The following is a 19,158-nucleotide window of genomic DNA, read 5'->3' as shown; positions in this document are numbered from 1 at the left end:
CGGTCATTCCTGCTCACTCGCGATCGCGTTGAGGGCGGCGGCGGTGATCGCGCTGCCGCCGCGCCGGCCGTGCACGGTCAGATAGTCGATGCCCCCGTATTCGGCCAGCGCCTGCTTCGACTCGGCGGCGCCGACGAATCCGACCGGGATGCCGATGATCGCCGCCGGCCGCGGCGCCCCCGCGTCGAGCATGTCCAGCAGATGGAACAGCGCGGTCGGCGCATTGCCGACGGCGACCACCGCGCCTGCCAGGCGATCTCGCCAGAGTTCCAGCGCCGCAGCCGATCTCGTGGTGCCCAGCCGCTGAGCCAGGGGCGGCACCCGGGGATCGGACAGCAGGCACAGCACCTCGTTGTCGGCGGGCAGGCGCTTGCGGGTGACGCCCGATGCCACCATGGTGGCATCGCAGAGAATCGGCGCGCCGGCGCGCAGGGCCGTCCGCGCGGCCGCGACGACCTGCGGCGTGTGCGAGATGTCGGTGGTCAGATCGACCTGCCCGCACGCGTGGATCATGCGCACCACCACCTGTGCGACATCGGCCGGAAACCGTGCCAGATCGGCTTCGGCCCGAATCGTCGCGAACGAGCGCCGGTAGATCTCGGCCCCGTCGGTGAGGTAGCTGGTACGCACATCGGACATGGCGTCCACCCTAGCCGGGCCGGCACCGCCGAAATTCGGCAGTGCGCCCCGCTCGGGCGGCGGGTTCGGCGAGCGGGCGATCAGAACGGTATCCGCGCCCGCCACGGCGATTCGGCCGGATGGCGCAGGGGATTGGCGAGCACCAGGAAGCGGAACAACGCCAGCGCGCCGGTGAGCAGCAGAACCGACAGCGGGAGCTCGGCCAGCGCCGCGGTCGCGACCGACAGGCGAAAATCGTCGGGGCCGGCGGTCACGGTGTCGAACCAGGCATCGGCGAGCAGGAGCACACCGGTGCCGAAGGCGGGCAGGATCAACAGCACCCGTCGCCGCCAGCCCAGATAGGCCGTGGTCGCCATCATCACCACCAGCAGGATGTCGAATCCGATCCAGACCAGCGCCCAGTGGTTGGCGTCGTAGTCGGACGGCAGGGTGAGGCCGAGGTACACCAGCCACGGGATCATCGCCACGGACCCCGCGACCATCAGCGACAGCCGCAGCCCGCGAGCCACCCGGACTCGGCGCGGATCCGGTGCGATCCGCTCCGGGCTCAGGCGCCGGATCAATTCCCGGCGCTCGGCGAGGGTCAGCTGGGCGATCTGCGCATCGGTGAGCAGGGCGGCGGTCGACGGCTGCTCCGCGGACGGGTCCATTCGCTCAGTGTGCGCGACGATCACCGTCCGCACCACGACGGGCGGATCCGGCCGTGGGATCAGGGCCGGGGCGGACCGGTGACGCGGTACCCGTCCGGTTCGGCGACCACATCGGTGACCGCGCCGACCGGTCGTCCGCATCGTCGCTCACAACCGGACCAGTGCTGGCGGCCGGCCACCACCACGTCATCGGCAGCGGCGCCGGTGACCTCCGGTGTCGCGGCGTCGAGCGTCAGCACCCGGCCGGATGCGACGGCCGCGGCGACGTCGGCGCGCACATCGGTGCGGGCTTTCGCGCAGCCGGGCCGGCCGGCACAGGCCGTCACGGTCAGCCACGGTGACGTCGCGTCGAAGATCAGGCCCATCGGCGCGAGCACCCGCACCACCTGTTCGGCAGTCCACTCGTCGAGATCGGCCAGCACCAGGCTCCGCCACGGTGTGACGAGGATCGGATGTTCCACCGCCGCAACGAATTCCGCGGTCCGGGCGGGAAGGGCGCCGAGTGGCACACCCGCACCCAGGGCGACCCCGTCGTCGGCCTGGGTGAGCCAGCCGATCGGAACCTCGTGGCGGGCAGCGAATTCCACCGGGCCGGCGCTCGGTTCGAGCGCCAATTCGGCCAGAACCCGGGCCGGGCCGTCGGCGACCTCGCGCAGCCGCCACTGCTCCCCGCGGATCCGCTGAAATCCGTGCGCCGCCGCGAGCATTGTGGGGACGGCCCGGTCGGCGCCGATCCGCACCCCGGAATCGAGGCCGGCCAGTACCAGGGCGAATTCGTCCTCGCCGGTGGCGTGCACGCCGATATCCCCGCCGAGCCCGCTGATGTCGCCCCGGCCGTCGTCGAGGGTGAACAGCACCCGCCCGGGGAGCCCGGCCAGCTCGGGCGTCCCGCGCAGCCCGGCGTCCAGCTCCGCGACCAGCGGGTGTACGTCGCGGCGGCCGCCGAGGCGGCCCGACAGCGGCGACGCCACGATATTGCGCACCCGTTCGTGTGTGGGCGCGGGCAGCAGGTCCGCCTGCTCGAGGCGGGTGGCGAGGGCGGCCGCGTCGTGCATCTGCCGCAACTGCACATTGCCGCGGGAGGTGAGCTCGATGCTGCCGTTACCCAAATCGGCGGCCGCGCTCGCGAGCGCGCGCAGCTGATCGGGGGTGATCGCGCCGCCGGGCAGCCGGATGCGGGCCAGCGGGCCGTCGGCCGCCTCGTGCAGGCGCAACACACCGGGACAGGAATCGGGAGCGGAACGAGTCATGATCCACCCAGCCTACGAGCAGGTTGCGCAGCGGGTGGTCGTCGGCCGGGCCGCGGGCCGCCGCACCGGGCCGCGGCGGCGGATCGGATGCCGGCCGAACGACGCGGCAGCCGGGCCGCGGCGGGCGTGGGTGACCGGGACGGCCTACGGCCGGTCCTTCGGGCTGCTGCCGCGGCGCTCGGGCAACGGTCCCTTCCACGGCGGGTCCGCAATGTAGCTGTCGGACAACAGATGTGGTGTGTCGTGCCGATCGACGTGATCGCGCCGCACCGTGGATTCGAAGACCAGCAGGCCGAAGATCGCCACCGCGGCACACGCTCCGGCCGCGACCAGCAGCAGGCCGCCGTGGCCGCCGGCGGCAGCCGCCAATGCCATTGCCAGCAATGCAACAGCAACCATCATGCACACAATTCCTGACCAGGCGGCAAAGCGATTCCGCCTGCTCCATCCCGGGGAGTTCGGCATATTCACAGCGTACGCCGCGGTTTCGGGTCCGGAAAACCCGCCGACGACCCATCTGGACCGCATTGCGGCACAACGGATACCGCATCGTGACCTGCCGGGATCGGCCGCTGCCGCCGAGCTCCGAACCCGGATCGACGGGCGCGCGCGGCCGCGCCGGGGTGGCGCGATAGCATCCGGGGGCTCGCCGAGAACGAGGAAACCGGTGCAATTCCGGTGCGGTCGCGCCACTGTGACAGTCAGACCCTCCCAGGCGGGCGGCCGAATCCGCCATGGGCGCGTCACCCGAGGAGAACCGTGATCCTGCTGCTGTCCACCTCCGACACCGATCTGCTGTCCGCACGCGCCAGCGGTGCCGACTACCGGCTCGGCAACCCGGCCCGGCTGCTGGTCGAGGATCTGCCGGAGCTGCTGACCGATGTCGACCTGGTCGTGGTGCGCATCCTGGGCGGGCGCCGGGCCTGGGAGGAGGGTCTGGACGCGCTGCGCGCCGGCGAGATTCCGCTGGTCGCCCTCGGCGGTGAAATGGCGCCGGATGCGGAACTGATGGAATGTTCGACCGTGCCGGCGGGCGTGGCCGCGGACGCGCACAACTATCTGGCCGCCGGCGGCCCGGCCAATCTGCGCGAGCTGCACAACTTCCTGTCCGACACCGTGCTGCTGACCGGACACGGCTTCGAACCGCCGGTCCAGCTGCCGTCCTGGGGGGAGCTCGAACGCGACCGAGCCATCGTGGCCGCCGCCGACTCCCGCCTGTCCGGCGCGGTACCCACCGTGGCGGTGCTGTACTACCGCGCACAACATCTGGCCGGGAACACCGCCTACGTCGAGGCGCTGTGCCGCGCCCTGGAACAGGCCGGAGCGCGGCCACTGCCGCTGTACTGCGCCTCGCTGCGCAATGCCGAACCGGCGCTGCTGGACACGCTGCGCGGTGCGGACGCGCTGGTGGTGACGGTGCTGGCGGCCGGGGGCGCCAAACCGGCGACCGCGTCGGCCGGCGGCGACGACGAGGCCTGGGATATCGGCGCGCTCGCCGATCTGGACGTGCCGATCCTGCAGGGGTTGTGCCTGACCAGCGGACGCGCCCAGTGGGAGGACAACGACGACGGGCTGTCCCCGCTGGATGTGGCCACGCAGGTCGCGGTGCCGGAATTCGACGGACGCATCATCACCGTGCCGTTCTCGTTCAAGGAATTCGACGCCGACGGGCTGTCCAGCTACGTGCCCGACCCCGAACGGGCGGCGCGGGTGGCCGGCATCGCGGTTCGGCACGCACGGCTGCGGCATCTGCCCACCGCGCACCGCCGGATCGCGCTGATGCTCTCGGCATACCCGACCAAACACGCCCGCATCGGCAATGCCGTCGGCCTCGACACCCCGGCCAGCGCCATTCGCCTGCTCACCGAGATGCGCAGTGCCGGATACGATCTCGGCGCGCCCGGCGAGGTGCCGGGTCTCGAGGAACGCGACGGCGACGCACTCATCCACGCGCTGATCGCCGCCGGTGGCCAGGATCCCGACTGGCTCAGCGCGGAACAGTTGGAGGGCAACCCGATTCGCATCGGCGCCCGGCAATACTCCGCCTGGTTCGCCACCCTGCCCGAGGAGTTGCGCACGGCGGTCGTGCAGGCGTGGGGACCGCCGCCGGGGGAGTTGTTCGTCGACCGGTCCGCCGACCCGGACGGCGAAATCGTCATCGCCGCACTGCGTTTCGGCAATGTCGTGCTGCTGGTCCAGCCGCCGCGCGGCTTCGGTGAGAACCCGGTCGCCATCTACCACGATCCGGATCTGCCACCCAGCCACCACTATCTGGCGGTCTACCGCTGGCTGTCGGCCCCCGCCGACGAGGGTGGTTTCGGCGCCGACGCGATGGTGCACCTGGGCAAACACGGCAACCTGGAATGGCTGCCCGGAAAGACGCTGGGTATGTCGGCCGCCTGTGGCACCGACGCCGCCCTCGGCGATCTGCCGCTGATCTATCCGTTCCTGGTCAACGACCCCGGCGAGGGTACCCAGGCCAAACGTCGTGCCCACGCCACTCTGGTCGACCACCTCATCCCGCCGATGGCGCGGGCCGAAACCTACGGCGATATCGCGCGGCTCGAGCAGTTGCTCGACGAACACGCCAACGTCTCGGCACTGGATCCGGCCAAACTGCCCGCGGTCCGCCAGCAGATCTGGACCCTGATGCGGGCGGCGAAGATGGACCACGATCTGGGCCTCGAGGAACGCCCGGACGAGGACTCCTTCGACGATATGCTCCTGCACGTCGACGGCTGGCTGTGCGAGATCAAGGATGTGCAGATCCGCGACGGCCTGCATGTGCTGGGACAGGCGCCGGCCGGCGAGGGAGAGCTGGATCTGGTGCTGGCGATGCTGCGCGCCCGCCAGCTGTGGGGCGGCCAGGTCGCGGTGCCCGGGCTGCGAGAGGCACTGGGCCTCGACGAATCCGGCGACGAATCCCGCGAGCGGGTGGACGAGGTCGAACAGCGCGCGCGGCAGCTGCTGGCGGCCCTGCAGGCCACCGACTGGTCCCCCGCGGCGGTGGACGACCTGGTGGCCCGCCACGAGCCGGGGGCCGCGCGGCCCGACACCCTGGCCGCCGTGCTGCGTTTCGCCGCCACCGAGGTGGTGCCGCGGCTGCGGCAGACCGGCGTGGAGATCGAGCGCATCCTGCACGCGCTCGACGGTGGCTTCATCCCCGCCGGCCCGAGCGGTTCCCCGCTGCGCGGCCTGATCAACGTGCTGCCCACCGGGCGCAACTTCTATTCGGTCGATCCGAAGGCGGTGCCGTCGCGGCTGGCCTGGGAAACCGGGCAGGCGATGGCCGATTCGCTGCTGCAGCGGTATCTCGCCGACCACGGTGAGTATCCGCGCTCGGTGGGATTGTCGGTGTGGGGCACCTCGGCCATGCGGACCGCGGGAGACGATATCGCCGAGGTGTTCGCGCTGCTGGGGGTGCGGCCGGTGTGGGACGAGGCCAGCCGCCGCGTCACGCGCCTGGACGTGATCGATCTCGCGGAGCTGGGCCGCCCGCGCATCGACGTCACGGTGCGCATCTCGGGTTTCTTCCGGGATGCCTTCCCCCACGTGCTGGCGCTGCTCGACGATGCCGTCCGGCTGGTCGCCGAACTGGACGAACCGGCCGAATCGAATTACGTACGCGCCCATACCGACGCCGACCTCGCCGAACACGGTGACCACCGGCGCGCCACCACCCGCATCTTCGGTTCGAAGCCGGGCACCTACGGCGCGGGTCTGCTGCAGCTGATCGATTCCAAGAGCTGGCGGACCGACGACGATCTGGCGCAGGTGTACACGACCTGGGGTGGCTACGCCTACGGCCGCGGCCTGGACGGCGTGCCGGCCGCCGACGATATGCGCTCGGCGTATCGGCGGATCGCGGTCGCGGCCAAGAACACCGACACGCGCGAGCACGACATCGCCGATTCCGACGACTACTTCCAGTACCACGGTGGCATGGTCGCCGCGGTGCGGGCGCTGACCGGGAAGAATCCGGAGGCCTATATCGGCGACAGCACCCGCCCGGACGCGGTGCGCACCCGGACGCTGTCGGAGGAGACCACCCGCGTCTTCCGCTCGCGGGTGGTGAACCCGCGCTGGCTGGAGGCGATGCGCCGGCACGGCTACAAGGGCGCGTTCGAAATGGCGGCGACGGTCGACTATCTGTTCGGCTACGACGCCACCACCGACGTGGTCGCCGACTGGATGTACGAAAAGCTTTCGGAGAGCTACGTTTTCGACGAGGTGAACCGCAAGTTCATGACCGAGTCGAACCCGTGGGCGCTGCACGGGATCGCCGAGCGTCTGCTCGAGGCCGCCGAACGCAAGATGTGGGAGGCCCCGCAGCAGCAGACCCTGGACCGGCTGCGGCAGATCTACCTCGAGACCGAGGGCGAGCTGGAGTAGCGGCTACGCCGGCAGGCGCAACCGGCGGTGCGCCGCGGGACGGATGTGCCGGGCCGATCCGGCCCCTACCGTGGTGGCATGACCTGGAACGAACTCGCCCAGCAGAAGTACGTGCTGCTCACCACCTACAAGAAGGACGGGACACCGGTCGGGACCCCCGTCTGGGTGGCGCCCGACGGCGACCGGCTGGTGGTGTGGACCAATCCGAAGACGTGGAAGGTCAAGCGCCTGCGCCGCAATGCCGCGGTGACGCTGCAGGCGTGCGACAACCGCGGCCGGCCGAAGGGTACGGAGGTCAGTGCCGGCACCGCACGCATTCTCGACGAGGCCGGCACCGAGCGGGTGCGCGATCTGATCGCCCGCAAATACGGGCTGATCGGCACCCTGCTGATCCGCGCCCACAAACTGATCCTCGGCAAGCATCGGTCGGTGGGTTTGGCGATCACCGCCGAGCCGGCCGCGCCGTGACAGCGGATCAGGCTGCGGCCGCGGTGATTTCGATACCGATGGTGCCCTTGCGGCCGCGCCGCAGCACGCTGGCGGTGACGATCAGCCAGCCCTGCAGCGAGTACTTGCGTTTGATCAGCTGCCGGACCCGATCGCTGCCGGCCTCGTCGAGCACCCGTCCGGTGCCGCGGACGATCGGGCCGCGCGGTTTCCCGGTGACGCCGCACGGCTGCACGGTCACCTCCGGGTTGCGCCGCAGCCGCTTCACCTTCCAGCTGCCGGTTTCGGTCCACACGTACAACCGCCCGTCGTCGAGCGCCGCCCACACCGGGGTCGCCACCGCGGTGCCGTCCTTCTTGTAGGTGGTGAGCAGTACGTAGTTCGCGGTACCGGCCGGTCCGAAAGGGTTGTCCACGATCGCACAGCCTACGCCCCGGGAAGCCGGGTGAATTACGCCGCGTGCGTGAGGATTTCGGGCCCCTCGTCGGTGATCGCCACGGTGTGCTCGGAGTGGGCGGTGCGGGAGCCGTCGGCCGAGCGGATGGTCCAGCCGTCGGGATCGACGACGATCCGGTCGGTGCCCCGGGCGAACCACGGTTCGATCGCGAGGGTCAGTCCCGAGGTCAGGCGCATGCCGCGGCCCGCGCGTCCGGCGTTCGGCACATGCGGATCCTCGTGCATGGTCCGGCCCAGGCCATGGCCCCCGAATTCGGTGTTGACGCGGTAACCGTATGCGCGCGCGACGGCAGCGATCGCCGCCGAGATGTCGCCGAGGCGGCCACCGGGGCGGGCCGCCGCCACGGCAGCGGCCAGTGCCTCCTCGGTGGCGGCGACCAGCCGCGCGTCCTCGGGGTCCGCGGCGCCGACGATCGTGGTGACGGCGGCATCGGCGACCCATCCGTCCACCGATACCGCCAGGTCCATGGTCAGCACATCGCCGTCGCGCAGGCGATAGTCGTAGGGGAGTCCGTGCAGGACGGCGTCGTTGACCGACAGGCAGACGGTATTGCGGAAGGGACCGCGCCCGAACGACGGCGCGTAGTCCCAATAGCACGACACCGCATCGCGTTCGCGAATGCGCCGGCGCACGTGTTGTTCCAGATCGAGCAGATTCACTCCGATGTCGGCGAGCTCGCGCAATTCCGCGAGCACTTCCGCCACGAACCGCCCGGCCACCCGCATCCGCTCGATTTCGGCGGGTGTCTTCAGTTCGACCACGTAACCTCCCAGGTTGGTATTTATATACCGACTGTAGCGGTGGCGGTATTTGAATACCAGTCCTATCCTGAGCGCATGGTTCGTCTTCCGTTGACCCCCGCCCAGATCGAAGCCGGCCGACGTCTCGGCGCGCATCTGCGGGCGGTCCGGGGCGATCGGGACCCGGTCGCGATCGCACGGGCGGCCGGGATCTCGCCGGAAACGCTGCGCAAGATCGAATCGGGCCGGCTGCCCAGTCCGGCCTTCGGCACCATCGTCGGGCTCGGTGCGGCGCTGGGGGTGCCGCTGCAGGAGTTGGCCGAGGTGTGGCAGTCCGCCGGGTTGAGTGCCTCGGCCTGAGTCGGTTTCCGGCCGCTCAGCGCTGTCGGGGTGTGAACAGCGGTAGGGCGGCGTCGGCGATCGCCTCGCGGGTCGGCAGCGCGGCCTGCGCCTCCGGCGGGCTGAGGCGGGACTGCAACGCCCGCTGATGGGCTGCGCCGACCAGGAGCAGCGCCGCCGTCCGGGGTTCGGCGACGATCCGATGGCGCGCCGACAGGTGGGCGATCACCGCGTCCAGGGCGCGATGCGGGCCCAGGTCGAGGTCGCGACTGCGCTCGGCGTAGACCGCACGCAATTCCGCATCGGATTCGATGGCGGCGATCACCGGCAGCGCGCTGCGGAAGAAGTCCTCGAGAACGGCCAGCAGGCGGAGCAGATCGTCCCGCAGATCGCCGGATTCGGGCTCGACGCCCGGAGTGTCGGTGAGCATGTCCTTCAGCGGGCGCAGATGGTGCTGAACCACGGCCTGCAGCAGACCGGTGCGATCGCCGAAATGGTAGAAGATGCTCGACTCGGCGACCCCGGCCCGGGTGGCCACCTCCTTGGTGGTCAGGCGGGCCACGCCCGAGGTGGTGAGGACCTGTTGCGCGGCGCTGATCAGCGCCTCCCGGACGCCGCTGCGGGGGCGGCCGCGAGTTCGCGCGGTCCGTTCGACGGTCACCGGATCTCCTTTCGGCTAGGTCCCTTGCAGTATGCCGCACCGCGTCGTATTTTCTGAGTATCCACTCTAAAAATAGCGATGGGAGATGCGCTCATGTCCGGTCCCGGCACACCCGAATCCGCGCCGGTCGGCGCCCCGGCCGCGGCACCGCCCGGTCGCGGCCGCCTGCGAACGCAGACCGCAGTCGACGCCGTGCTGCGCACCCTGCTGCGCTCACCACTGCACCGGCTGCTCAGCGGAAAATTGCTGATCATCACGGTGATCGGCCGAAAAACGGGTCGCGTCTACGCGCATCCGGTCGGCTACGCCGAGTCCGACGGCGCACTGCTGATCGGCACCGCGGCGGCCTGGCGGCGCAACTTGCGGCCGGGTGAGCCTGTGCGCGTCACCTGGCGGGGTCGCGAACGGCTCGCCGACTGGGAGCTGATCACCGGCGAACACGACATCGCCGAGCCCTACCGAATCATCCTGGCGCACAACCCCACTCACGGCCGATTCGCCGGCATCACCCTCGACGCCGACGGCAACGTCGACCGCGACCAACTGCGAGCCGCGCTGGACCGGGGCACGGTGGTCGTGCGGCTGCGCCCGCGCTCGATCCGCTGAACGCGGTCAGGTCGCCTGGCTCACCGACGACATGTGGAAGTCGGGAATGCGCATCGGCGGCATCGCCGTCCGGGTGAACCAGTCCTTCCATTCCCGCGGCAGCGTGATCTCGGTCCGGCCCACCTCGGTGGCGCGCCGCAGCAGATCGAGCGGGCTCTCGTTGAAGCGGAAGTTGTTGACCGCCGCGGTCACCGCACCGTCCTCCACCAGATACACACCGTCGCGCGTCAAGCCGGTCTGCAACAGCGTGGCCGGGTCGACCTCACGGATGTACCACAGACAGGTGAGCAGCAGGCCACGTTCGGTCTCGGCGATCATCTGCTCCAGCGTGCGATCCGAACCGCCGGTGAGCAGCAGATTGTCACCGGCGACGGTCACCGGCGCGTCGTATTTCGCGGCCACCGCGCGGGGATGGATCAGCGACGTGATCACCCCGTCGCGCAGCCAGTCGACGCGGTCCGCGGCCAGCCCGTTGTCGAACACCGAGGTGGTCTCCGACGACGCGGCAGTCGCCACGAACGGCTGATACTCCACCCCGGCCGCGGTCGGATCGGAGTACAACGTGAGCGGAAGTTCGGTGAGACGTTCGCCCACACGGGTGCCGCCCGGACGAGCGAACGCGCTGTGGCCCTCGTGGGCGCCGCGGCCGTCCATCGACCACCACATCGGAATCAGCAGATCGGCCACCGCCGACGGCGGCAGCAGCGTCGGATAGCGGCCCGCCGGCAGGTCGACCCGCCGGGCGCACCAGTCCAGGCGGCGGCTCAGCTCGGCCAGCTGTGCGGTCACCGACACATCGGAGAAGTCCGCTGTCGGCGCGCCCACCCAGGCGCTGCCCCGGTCACCGTTCTCGCCGCGCTTGGCGTTGATCTCGATCGATCCGGTGGGCTGGGTCCACCGCCGCCGAATGCCGGTGGACGTGCCCAGCCAGGTGGTGTGCAACTGGTGGTGAGCGAAGCCGTAGAGCAGATCCGCACCGGCGAATCCGACCGCGAGCTCACCCGCCAGACCGACGAACACCTCGATGCCGGTCTCCGGGACCGGCGCGGCCCACGCCGGATCGGCGGGGACGGTTGCCGACTCGGGCTCGAGCAGGGGCATCGCGTCCTCGGCCGGTTCGGCCGTGCGCGCCGCCTCCTCCGCGCTGCGGACCACCGCTTCGATATCGCCGGGTTCGACACTGGTCGAGCCGACGCTGCCGACCCGGGCGGCGTGCGGGCCGTCGCGCAGAATGGATACCACCGACCAGGACCGCGAGGTCGAGGCGCCGTTGGTGGTCATGGAATTGCCCGCCCAGCGCAGCGAAGCTTCCGAGGCGTCGGTGACGATGACGATCGTCTCGTCCGCGCGTGCGGCCGCCAACGCCCGCTCGACGACCTCGCCGCCGTGAATCATCGCCACCGATCGGCCTCCTGTGCTGTGTGAGTGGCTGCGGAAATGTCGCTCACCCCGCCTGCTGTGTTTTGCGGGACACCCGCGCCCGGTCGGCGAGGTGGGCGGCTGCGCGGATTTTGGCTCACCCCGCCTGCTGTGTTTTGCGGGACACCCGCGCCCGGTCGGCGAGGTGGGCGGCTGCGCCGATTTTCGCTCACCCCGCCTCCTGGCGGGTGTTGAGAATGTTGACGCCGCGTACCAGCACCGACGGACAACCGTGCGAGACGGCCGCCACCTGCCCGGGTTGGGCCTTGCCGCAGTTGAACGCTCCGCCCAGCACCCAGGTCGAGGGACCGCCGACCGCCTCCATCGAACCCCAGAAGTCGGTGGTGGTCGCCTGGTAGGCGACATCGCGCAGTTGGCCCGCGAGCCGGCCGTTGCGGATCCGGAAGAACCGCTGCCCGGTGAACTGGAAGTTGTAGCGCTGCATATCGATCGACCAGGAGCGGTCGCCGACGATGTAGATTCCGTCCTCGACGCGCGCGATCAAGTCGGCGGTGCTGGTGTCGGCGACCGGATCGGGCTGCAGGGAGACGTTGGCCATCCGCTGGATCGGCACGTGATGGGCCGAGTCGGCGTAGGAGCAGCCGTTGGACCGGGCGACACCCGCGCGGGGCGCGAAGGCGCGGTCGAGCTGATAGCCGACCAGGATGCCGTCGCGAACCAGATCCCACCGTTGCCCGGCCACACCTTCGTCGTCGTATCCGACCGTCGCCAGTCCGTACTCCTGGGTGCGATCACCCGTCACGTGCATGACCGGGGTGCCGTAGCGCAAGGTTCCCAGCTTGTCCGGGGTGGCGAAGGAGGTTCCGGCATAGGCGGATTCGTAGCCGATCGCGCGGTCGTACTCGGTGGCGTGGCCGATCGACTCGTGAATGGTCAGCCACAGGTTGGTCGGGTCGATCACCAGATCCGCGGGTCCCGGCGTGACCGAGGGCGCCGCGATCTTCTCGGCCAGCCACTCCGGGATCCGCGCCAATTCCTCGTCCCAGTGCCAGACTCCGTCCGCGCCGGTCACGTACTCCCAGCCGCGGCCGGCCGGGGCGGCGAGGGTTCGCATCGACTCGAAGCCGCCGGTGGCCGCGTCCACGGTGATCGCCTCGAGTTGCGGGTGCAGCCGTACCCGCTGCTGGGTGATCGTCGATCCCGCGGTATCGGCGTAGTAGGTCTGCTCCTTGACCTGCAGGACCGAGGCGGTGACATGGTCGACGCCCGCGGCGGTGGCCAGCCGCTGCGAATAGTCCTGTAGCAGCGCGACCTTGTCCGGTGTGGGCACGACGAACGGGTCCACGTCGTAGGACGACACCCAGGACACGTCGCGGTACACCGGCTCGTCGGCGAGTTCGACCCGTTCCCGGTTGAGGGCGCGCACCGTCGCGGCGACCGTGACCGCGCGCCGGGCCATCGCGGTCGCGGTCTCCGGGGTCAATTCGCAGTGCGAGGCGAAACCCCAGGTGCCGTCGACGAGCACGCGGACCGCGAACCCGAGGTCGACCGCGTTGTCGATCGATTCCACCCGGCCGTCGCGCAGCCGGATCGACTGCGTCACCAGCCGGTGCACCCGCAGATCGGCGTGTTCGGCCCCGGCCGCGCGCGCTGCCGACAGCGCCGCATCGGAGAGGACGGCCAGGGGTAGCGCGCGGAACTGTTCGTCCACGGTCGCAGCTGCGATGCTCACCCGGCCTACGCTAATTGCTGAACGAGGACCGGTTCAACAGATTCCCCGACCGGCCCCGCGAAACGCGCTGAGAGCCAACGCGACACGCCGTGCATATCTGCACACGATGCAAACATGCACGAAATGCGCTGTCGCACGGACTGAAACGCGCGCGAAACGCCCAGCCTGCCGCAGGTTTCGCCGCCGATGGCGTACTGTCTGCCCGCGTGCCGCCATCCGCACTCCGTGACCGCAAGCGGGAACGCACCCGCCGCGCCCTCCTCGAGGCTGCCGCCGATCTGTTCGAATCCCGCGGCTACGAGGCGACCACCGTCGCCGACATCGCCGCCGCGGCCGAGGTGGGCACCAGAACGTTCTTCAACTATTTCGAGAGCAAAGAGGAACTGCTGTTCCCCGAGCCCGATGAACGCGTGACGGCCGCCGTCGCGGCCATCGCGAGCCGCCGCCACGACGAGCGCCCCGTGGAAGTGCTGCTGCGGGCGCTGCGCGCCGCGGGCGACAATCCGGGCGACCACCTCGGCGACGACCTCGCCGCCCGGATCGCGGTGCTGCGCGCGCAGGTGTCGCGCACGGTTCCGGCCGTCAGCGGCCGCGCCGCGCACGCGCAATTGGCCGCCCAGCAGGAAATCGCTCGTCAGCTGCGCGCCGCCTTCCCGGACGAACTCGACGAGGTCGGCGCCGCCGCGCTGGTCGGGGCGGTCGTCGGCGCGGTGTCGGGCGCCCTGACGGTGTTGTTCCAGGGGCGCCACGCGATCGAGGACGGTGAGCGGCTGCATCGCACGATCCGCGAAACCACCTCCCGGGTGCTCGCGCCGTGGCTGTCGGCGGGCAGGCACCTGACCGCCGAAGCTCGGTGCTGATCGGGGCTCAGCCGAACTGCTGCCAGCCCAGGCGGATCACCATGGCCGCGACGACGATCAGCAACACCGCCCGCACGAATCCGGCGCCCCGGGCGATCGCCATCCGCGAACCCACCACGGCGCCCGCGATATTGGCCGCCGCCATCGCCAGCCCGATCGACCAGATGATGTGTCCGGTGGCGCCCAGCAGGATCAGCGAGCCCATGTTCGACCCGCAGTTGATCACCTTCGCCATCGCCGCCGCTCGCACGAATTCCGTGCCCAGCAGGGTCGCGAACGTGATGATGAGGAAGGTGCCGGTCCCCGGGCCGAGCAGTCCGTCGTAGGCGCCGATCAGACCCGCGCCCAGCCCGACCACGAGAATCGTGCGCCGCCGGGTCGGCGGATGGGTGGCGACCGTGACCCCGATCGACGGCCGCAGCGTGACCACGGTCGCGACACCGATCAGCACCACCATCACGATCGGGATGAAATAGCGCCGATCGATCAGCGCGACCGCCGCCGATCCCGCGGCCGCCGCACCCGCCGCGATGACCGCGCCCGGTAGCAGCAGCCGCCACCGCATCGGCACCCGGCGGGCGAGGGTGACCGCCGCGGCGCCGGTACCGGCCACGCCGGCGATCTTGTTGGTGCCCAGCGCGGTCTGCGGGGACAGCGTCGGCGCCACCAGGAGCAGGGTCGGCAGGATGATCAACCCGCCGCCACCGACCACCGCATCGACCCAGCCCGCGGCGGCGGCCGCCGGCAGCAACACCGCCCAATCCGCCACGCCCACGGCGGCGACACAATCAGAGTCCGGGGCCCGGGGCAAATCGTGGTGGCCGGATGTGACGCAGGCGCCACCTAGGCTGAACGCGTGCGCCGATTCAGTCTGTGGCTCCGCGGCAAACCCTTGGTCGCCGATTCCATCCTGGCCGCCGCTCTGGCGCTGCTCGATCTGATCAGCCTCGGCGGCAAGGACCACCCGATCGGCTATCTGATCCTCGGGCTGGTCATTCCGGTTCCGGTGATCTGGCGGCGGGTCTATCCCCGGGCCAGCGCGGTGGCGTTGCTGGTGCTGTCGATTTCCACCAGCGCGGTGAGCATGGTCGCGCACGAGGATCTGCAGCCACCCGCGCTGCTGGCCGTCGGCGTCGCCCTCTACACGTTGGTCGCCTATGTGGGTCGGCGCGAAGGCCTGCTGTATCTGGTCGGTCTCGCCGTGGACGGCGCCTTCTCCCTGGCCGTGGTCGGCCAGTCGATTCCGATCGTGGTCGGCTTCCTGATCATGTACTACGCCCTGTGCTGGACGCTCGCGGAATTCCTCGGCGCCCGGCACGCCTACGATGCGGAGGTGGCCGCCCGCCTGGCGGTGGCCGATTACGACCGCGAACGCAGCGCCCACGACGCCGTCTCCGCCGAACGCACCCGTATCGCCCGCGAACTGCACGATGTGGTGGCGCATGCGGTGAGCGTGATCATCGTGCAGGCCGACGGGGCGAAATACGCGCTGCGCCGCGATCCCGATACCGCCGAACAGGCCCTGGCCACCATCGCCGCCACCGGTCGCGAGGCCTTGCGTGAACTGCGGCGCACCGTGGAACTGCTCCGCACCGAACACGCACCGGAGCAGCTGCCGCAACACGGGACGGCCGGCCTGGCGAAGGTGGTCGAGATGATGCGCAACGCCGGGCTGGCGGTGGAACTGGAATTGACCGGTGAGCTCGACGATGTCGCGCCCGAGGTCAGTCTCGGGATGCATCGCATCGTGCAGGAATCGTTGACCAACACCTTCCGGCACGCGGGTCCCGATCCGAAGGCGTGGGTGCGGGTGCGCCGCCGGGAGACCGATGTGCTGGTCGAGGTGGTCGACCGCGCCCACGCCGCCCCCGGTTCGACCCGCGCCGAATCCGCCCCCGGCTCCGGAGCGGACGCGGTCGACAACGCCGCCCGTAATGGCATCTCCGGCAGCGGGCTCGGCCTCGTCGGCATGCGGGAGCGAATCGCGGTGCTGGGCGGCACCCTCGACGTCGGCCGCCGGGCCGAGGGCGGGTGGCGGGTGTGCGCGAGTATTCCACTGCAGCGGGAACTGCCGGACTGACGCCGGTCCGGAATCGGGCCCGGCCCGGTTAGATTGGAGCGCGTGCCGATCACCGTACTCGTCGTCGACGATCAGGAATTGATGCGTGCCGGGCTCAAGATGGTGCTGGGTGCACACCCGGACGTCGATGTGGTGGCCGAGGCCGACAACGGCGCCACCGCGGTGCGCCTGGCCGGGGAGCTGGCCCCCGACGTGGTCCTGATGGATGTCCGGATGCCGGTCGTGGACGGCGTGACCGCCACCGCGCAGATCCTCGAATCGGGTTGCGGCAGCAAGGTTCTGGTCATGACCACCTTCGACCTGGACGAACACGCCCTGGGTGCGCTGCGCGCCGGGGCCAGCGGGTTCCTGCTCAAGGACACCCCGCCGGAGGATCTGATCTCCGCGATCCGCAGCGTCGCCGCCGGCGATGCCGTGGTGTCGCCGAAGGTCACCAAACGCCTGCTGAACCGGCTGATCGCCGCCGATCCGGCACGGGTGCGGGATCCGGCGGTGCTCGATGTGCTGACCGCGCGGGAACGCGAGGTGCTCGAACAGATCGCGGCCGGACGATCCAACGCCGAGATCGCCGCCGAGCTGTATCTGTCCGAGGCGACGGTGAAAACCCACGTCGGCCGGGTGCTGACCAAACTCGGACTGCGGGACCGGGTGCAGGCGGTGGTCCTCGCCTACGAGACCGGCCTGGTCACCCCCGGTACCTGATCCGGTTCGGACCGATCTGCCGGAATCGGGAGAAAATCGGCCGGCTCGCGCGTTGGGCAGGGTAGATCGTGGAAAGGATCGCCGATGCCCGCCCTGTTGTTCGCCCTCTATCTCGTCGTCGAGATCGCGGCGCTGGTGGTGGTCGGCCACCTGATCGGTGCCGTGCCCACCATCCTGCTGCTGATCGCCGGCTCCGCACTCGGGCTGATCCTGGTGCGTTCGCAGGGTCGTAAGGTTTTCCGGCAGTTCCGTCGCGCCGGGCGCGGGGAGATCGCGGCGGGCACCGCCGTGGCCGACGGCGCGCTGGTTGCCACGGGTGCCCTGTTGATGTTCGTTCCCGGCTTGATCACCTCGGTCCTCGGCCTGATTCTGCTGCTGCCCACCCGCGCCCTGCTGCGACCCCTGGTTTCGGCTGCGGCGTTGCGCCGCCTCGATCGGCTGACCATGGCCGCCGGATATCGCGGCGTGGTGGTCGAGCCATCCGGCGAGGTCGTCGACGGTGTGGTGGTCGAGCAGTACTACGACGACGGACAGGGCGCCGCCCGGCGGATGATCGACCCGCGCTGATCGGTCGCCGCCGCAGGCGAATTCCGGACGAGGTCGCGCGTGCGGCACACTGGTCACCCGTGAGTACCCAGTTGCTGGTCGGCGGCCGAATCTACAGTTCCAGTTCTCCCGATGCGACCGCGATGGCGGTCACCGACGGAACCGTGGTCTGGCTCGGTGCCGACGGGCCGGGCCGGGCCCTGCATCCGGACGCGGAGATCATCGAGCTCGACGGCGCGTTCGTCGCACCCGCCTTCGTCGACCCGCACGTCCACGTCACGGCACTGGGTCTGCAGCTGACCGGCCTGGATCTGTCCGGCGCCCGCTCCCTGACGGACTGCCTGGAGCTGGTGCGCGCCCACGCCGCCGAGCGGCCCGGCATCGTGCTCGGCGACGGCTGGGACGAGACCCGCTGGCCGGAGGGCAGGCCACCGACGACCGAGGAGATCGATGCGGCGGCCGGTCCCGGCCGCGCGGTCTATCTGTCCCGCGTCGACGCTCATTCGGCCGTGGTGTCGACGGCGTTGCTCGATGCCGTCCCGGCGGTGCGCACCGCCGCGGGTTACATCGCGGGCGAGGCGGTACGGGCCGAGGCTCACCATCTGCTGCGCCGGGCCGCGCTCGACGGTCTGGACGCCGCGCAGCGCGCGCACGCTCGCCGTACGGCCCTCGATCACGCCGCCGCCCACGGTGTGGTGGCGGTGCACGAATGCGCCGGACCGCAGATCGCCGGCCGTGCCGATGTGCGCGAGCTGCTGGAGTTCGAGCACGACGTGCAGGTGCTCGCCTACTGGGGGGAGGCGGTGACCTCCGCGGATCAGGCGCGCGCCCTGATCGCCGAACTCGGCGTCCACGGCCTGGCCGGTGACCTGTTCGTCGACGGATCCTTCGGCTCGCACACCGCGTGGCTGCGCGCGCCCTATGCCGATCGTGACACCACCGGTGTCGGCTATCTCGACGCCGACGCCATCGCCGCGCACGTGCGGGCCTGTACCGAGGCCGGGATTCAGGCCGGCTTCCACGCCATCGGCGATGCCGCCATCGATGCGGTGATCGAGGGGTTCGGCCGGGTCGTCGCCGAACTCGGCGCACCGGCCGTCGCCACCCGCGGACATCGCATCGAACACGCCGAACTGCTGGATGCCGAGCACATCGCCAAACTTGCCGAATTCGGTGTGATCGCCAGTGTGCAACCGGGATTCGACGCCGCGTGGGGTGGCGCCGAGGGCATGTACGCGACCCGGCTGGGCGTCGAACGCGCCGCGGCCACCAATCCGTACGCGGCGATGGCCGCGGCCGGCATCTCGTTGGCGATCAGTTCCGACGCACCGGTGACGGCACTGGATCCGTGGGCGGCGGTGCGCGCGGCCGTGAACCACCGCACTCCGGGCCACCACATCTCCCCGCGCGCCGCGTTCGCCGCCGCCACTCGGGGCGCGTGGCGGGCCGGCGGGGTCCGCGACGGCATCGCGGGCACCCTGGTTCCCGGCGCTCCCGCCGATTACGCGGTGTGGGACGCAACGGAACTGGTGGTCGCCGCCGCCGCCGACACCGTGCAGCGCTGGTCGACCGATCCGCGTTCGCGCGTGCCCGGACTCCCGCCGCTCGATGCCGGGGCCGCGCTGCCGCGCTGCCTGCGCACGGTTCGTGCCGGGCGGACGATCTACGAGGCCTGAC

The 19,158-nt window shown here is 70.7% G+C and carries 19 protein-coding genes; 9 read left to right on the top strand and 10 right to left on the bottom strand.

Features of this window, described 5'->3' with window-relative positions; translation table 11 throughout:
- Positions 1-3: 3 nt before the first annotated feature.
- The 4 genes from ON37_RS13415 to ON37_RS13400 all read right to left on the bottom strand — a co-directional run bounded on the left by ON37_RS13415 (position 4) and on the right by ON37_RS13400 (position 2,941).
- Entirely contained in the window at positions 4-639 is a 636-nt protein-coding gene (locus tag ON37_RS13415) for a precorrin-8X methylmutase (RefSeq protein ID WP_040719577.1), read from the bottom strand.
- A gap of 80 nt (positions 640-719) precedes the next feature.
- Positions 720-1,289 carry a hypothetical protein gene (locus ON37_RS13410; RefSeq protein WP_051031552.1) on the bottom strand — a complete coding sequence of 190 codons (570 nt, stop codon included), beginning with the start codon at positions 1,287-1,289 and terminating at the stop codon, positions 720-722.
- A 59-nt stretch (positions 1,290-1,348) separates the two neighbouring features.
- Entirely contained in the window at positions 1,349-2,539 is a 1,191-nt protein-coding gene (gene cobG, locus ON37_RS13405; RefSeq protein ID WP_040719537.1) for a precorrin-3B synthase, read from the bottom strand.
- A 144-nt stretch (positions 2,540-2,683) separates the two neighbouring features.
- Positions 2,684-2,941 carry a hypothetical protein gene (locus tag ON37_RS13400; RefSeq protein ID WP_157171452.1) on the bottom strand — a complete coding sequence of 86 codons (258 nt, stop codon included), beginning with the start codon at positions 2,939-2,941 and terminating at the stop codon, positions 2,684-2,686.
- 357 nt (positions 2,942-3,298) lie between these two features.
- Here ON37_RS13400 and cobN point away from each other — a divergent pair, with 357 nt between their 5' ends.
- Both cobN and ON37_RS13390 read left to right on the top strand, forming a co-directional pair.
- Positions 3,299-6,931 (top strand): cobaltochelatase subunit CobN, encoded by a 3,633-nt coding sequence (gene cobN / locus ON37_RS13395; RefSeq protein ID WP_040719533.1) that lies wholly within the window; start codon positions 3,299-3,301, stop codon positions 6,929-6,931.
- 78 nt (positions 6,932-7,009) lie between these two features.
- The gene (locus tag ON37_RS13390) at positions 7,010-7,399 is read left to right on the top strand and encodes a PPOX class F420-dependent oxidoreductase (protein WP_040719532.1); all 390 of its coding nucleotides are present in this window, start codon (positions 7,010-7,012) and stop codon (positions 7,397-7,399) included.
- 7 nt (positions 7,400-7,406) lie between these two features.
- Here ON37_RS13390 and ON37_RS13385 read toward each other — a convergent pair whose 3' ends face one another.
- Positions 7,407-7,793, bottom strand: coding sequence for a PPOX class F420-dependent oxidoreductase (locus ON37_RS13385; protein WP_040719530.1), 387 nt, complete (start codon positions 7,791-7,793; stop codon positions 7,407-7,409).
- Between the two features lie 35 nt (positions 7,794-7,828).
- A complete protein-coding gene (gene map, locus ON37_RS13380; RefSeq protein WP_040719527.1) occupies positions 7,829-8,596 on the bottom strand; it encodes a type I methionyl aminopeptidase in 768 nt (255 codons plus the stop codon).
- Between the two features lie 75 nt (positions 8,597-8,671).
- Between map and ON37_RS13375 the strand changes: the two genes are divergently transcribed.
- Positions 8,672-8,935 carry a helix-turn-helix domain-containing protein gene (locus ON37_RS13375; RefSeq protein ID WP_040719526.1) on the top strand — a complete coding sequence of 88 codons (264 nt, stop codon included), beginning with the start codon at positions 8,672-8,674 and terminating at the stop codon, positions 8,933-8,935.
- Positions 8,936-8,951: 16 nt separating this feature from the next.
- On the opposite strand, the gene ON37_RS13370 is transcribed toward ON37_RS13375, so the two are convergent.
- Positions 8,952-9,575 (bottom strand): TetR/AcrR family transcriptional regulator, encoded by a 624-nt coding sequence (locus ON37_RS13370; RefSeq protein ID WP_040719524.1) that lies wholly within the window; start codon positions 9,573-9,575, stop codon positions 8,952-8,954.
- 93 nt (positions 9,576-9,668) lie between these two features.
- On the opposite strand from ON37_RS13370, the gene ON37_RS13365 reads away from it, so the two are divergent.
- On the top strand, positions 9,669-10,181 hold the full coding sequence (locus ON37_RS13365; protein ID WP_157171451.1) for a PNPOx family protein: 513 nt from the start codon (positions 9,669-9,671) through the stop codon (positions 10,179-10,181).
- A gap of 6 nt (positions 10,182-10,187) precedes the next feature.
- Here the strand turns inward: ON37_RS13365 and ON37_RS13360 are convergent, their stop codons facing one another.
- Together ON37_RS13360 and ON37_RS13355 are read right to left on the bottom strand one after the other, a co-directional pair.
- Positions 10,188-11,576 (bottom strand): TldD/PmbA family protein, encoded by a 1,389-nt coding sequence (locus tag ON37_RS13360; protein ID WP_040719522.1) that lies wholly within the window; start codon positions 11,574-11,576, stop codon positions 10,188-10,190.
- Positions 11,577-11,769: 193 nt separating this feature from the next.
- Positions 11,770-13,293 carry a TldD/PmbA family protein gene (locus tag ON37_RS13355; RefSeq protein WP_040719519.1) on the bottom strand — a complete coding sequence of 508 codons (1,524 nt, stop codon included), beginning with the start codon at positions 13,291-13,293 and terminating at the stop codon, positions 11,770-11,772.
- Positions 13,294-13,499: 206 nt separating this feature from the next.
- Here ON37_RS13355 and ON37_RS13350 point away from each other — a divergent pair, with 206 nt between their 5' ends.
- Positions 13,500-14,153, top strand: coding sequence for a TetR/AcrR family transcriptional regulator (locus ON37_RS13350; RefSeq protein WP_083892963.1), 654 nt, complete (start codon positions 13,500-13,502; stop codon positions 14,151-14,153).
- A gap of 7 nt (positions 14,154-14,160) precedes the next feature.
- On the opposite strand, the gene ON37_RS13345 is transcribed toward ON37_RS13350, so the two are convergent.
- The gene (locus ON37_RS13345; RefSeq protein ID WP_040719517.1) at positions 14,161-14,928 is read right to left on the bottom strand and encodes a TSUP family transporter; all 768 of its coding nucleotides are present in this window, start codon (positions 14,926-14,928) and stop codon (positions 14,161-14,163) included.
- Between the two features lie 81 nt (positions 14,929-15,009).
- On the opposite strand from ON37_RS13345, the gene ON37_RS13340 reads away from it, so the two are divergent.
- The 4 genes from ON37_RS13340 (at position 15,010) to ON37_RS13325 (ending at position 19,157) form a co-directional block, all read left to right on the top strand.
- On the top strand, positions 15,010-16,233 hold the full coding sequence (locus ON37_RS13340) for a sensor histidine kinase (protein WP_040719516.1): 1,224 nt from the start codon (positions 15,010-15,012) through the stop codon (positions 16,231-16,233).
- Positions 16,234-16,275: 42 nt separating this feature from the next.
- Complete coding sequence (locus ON37_RS13335; protein ID WP_040719515.1) at positions 16,276-16,935, top strand: response regulator; 660 nt, start codon at positions 16,276-16,278, stop codon at positions 16,933-16,935.
- 84 nt (positions 16,936-17,019) lie between these two features.
- Complete coding sequence (locus tag ON37_RS13330) at positions 17,020-17,502, top strand: FxsA family protein (protein ID WP_040719514.1); 483 nt, start codon at positions 17,020-17,022, stop codon at positions 17,500-17,502.
- A 59-nt stretch (positions 17,503-17,561) separates the two neighbouring features.
- Positions 17,562-19,157, top strand: a complete 1,596-nt coding sequence (locus tag ON37_RS13325) for an amidohydrolase (protein ID WP_040719512.1) — start codon at positions 17,562-17,564, stop codon at positions 19,155-19,157.
- Position 19,158: the final 1 nt, after the last annotated feature.

The sequence above is a fragment of the Nocardia veterana NBRC 100344 genome (assembly GCF_000308855.1).
In the GTDB taxonomy this organism is placed as follows: domain Bacteria; phylum Actinomycetota; class Actinomycetes; order Mycobacteriales; family Mycobacteriaceae; genus Nocardia; species Nocardia veterana.
The sequence above is the reverse complement of the archived record's forward strand: the minus strand, read 5'-3'. Positions and strand labels throughout refer to the sequence as shown.

What these genes read in the sequence shown, in the direction of transcription:
- ON37_RS13375 (WP_040719526.1), top strand. Translation starts at nt 8,672, where the DNA reads ATGGTTCGTCTTCCGTTGACCCCCGCCCAGATCGAAGCCGGCCGACGT.
- cobG (WP_040719537.1), bottom strand. Translation starts at nt 2,539, where the DNA reads ATGACTCGTTCCGCTCCCGATTCCTGTCCCGGTGTGTTGCGCCTGCAC.
- ON37_RS13365 (WP_157171451.1), top strand. Translation starts at nt 9,669, where the DNA reads ATGTCCGGTCCCGGCACACCCGAATCCGCGCCGGTCGGCGCCCCGGCC.
- ON37_RS13415 (WP_040719577.1), bottom strand. Translation starts at nt 639, where the DNA reads ATGTCCGATGTGCGTACCAGCTACCTCACCGACGGGGCCGAGATCTAC.
- ON37_RS13400 (WP_157171452.1), bottom strand. Translation starts at nt 2,941, where the DNA reads ATGATGGTTGCTGTTGCATTGCTGGCAATGGCATTGGCGGCTGCCGCC.
- ON37_RS13360 (WP_040719522.1), bottom strand. Translation starts at nt 11,576, where the DNA reads ATGATTCACGGCGGCGAGGTCGTCGAGCGGGCGTTGGCGGCCGCACGC.
- ON37_RS13410 (WP_051031552.1), bottom strand. Translation starts at nt 1,289, where the DNA reads ATGGACCCGTCCGCGGAGCAGCCGTCGACCGCCGCCCTGCTCACCGAT.
- ON37_RS13330 (WP_040719514.1), top strand. Translation starts at nt 17,020, where the DNA reads ATGCCCGCCCTGTTGTTCGCCCTCTATCTCGTCGTCGAGATCGCGGCG.
- ON37_RS13390 (WP_040719532.1), top strand. Translation starts at nt 7,010, where the DNA reads ATGACCTGGAACGAACTCGCCCAGCAGAAGTACGTGCTGCTCACCACC.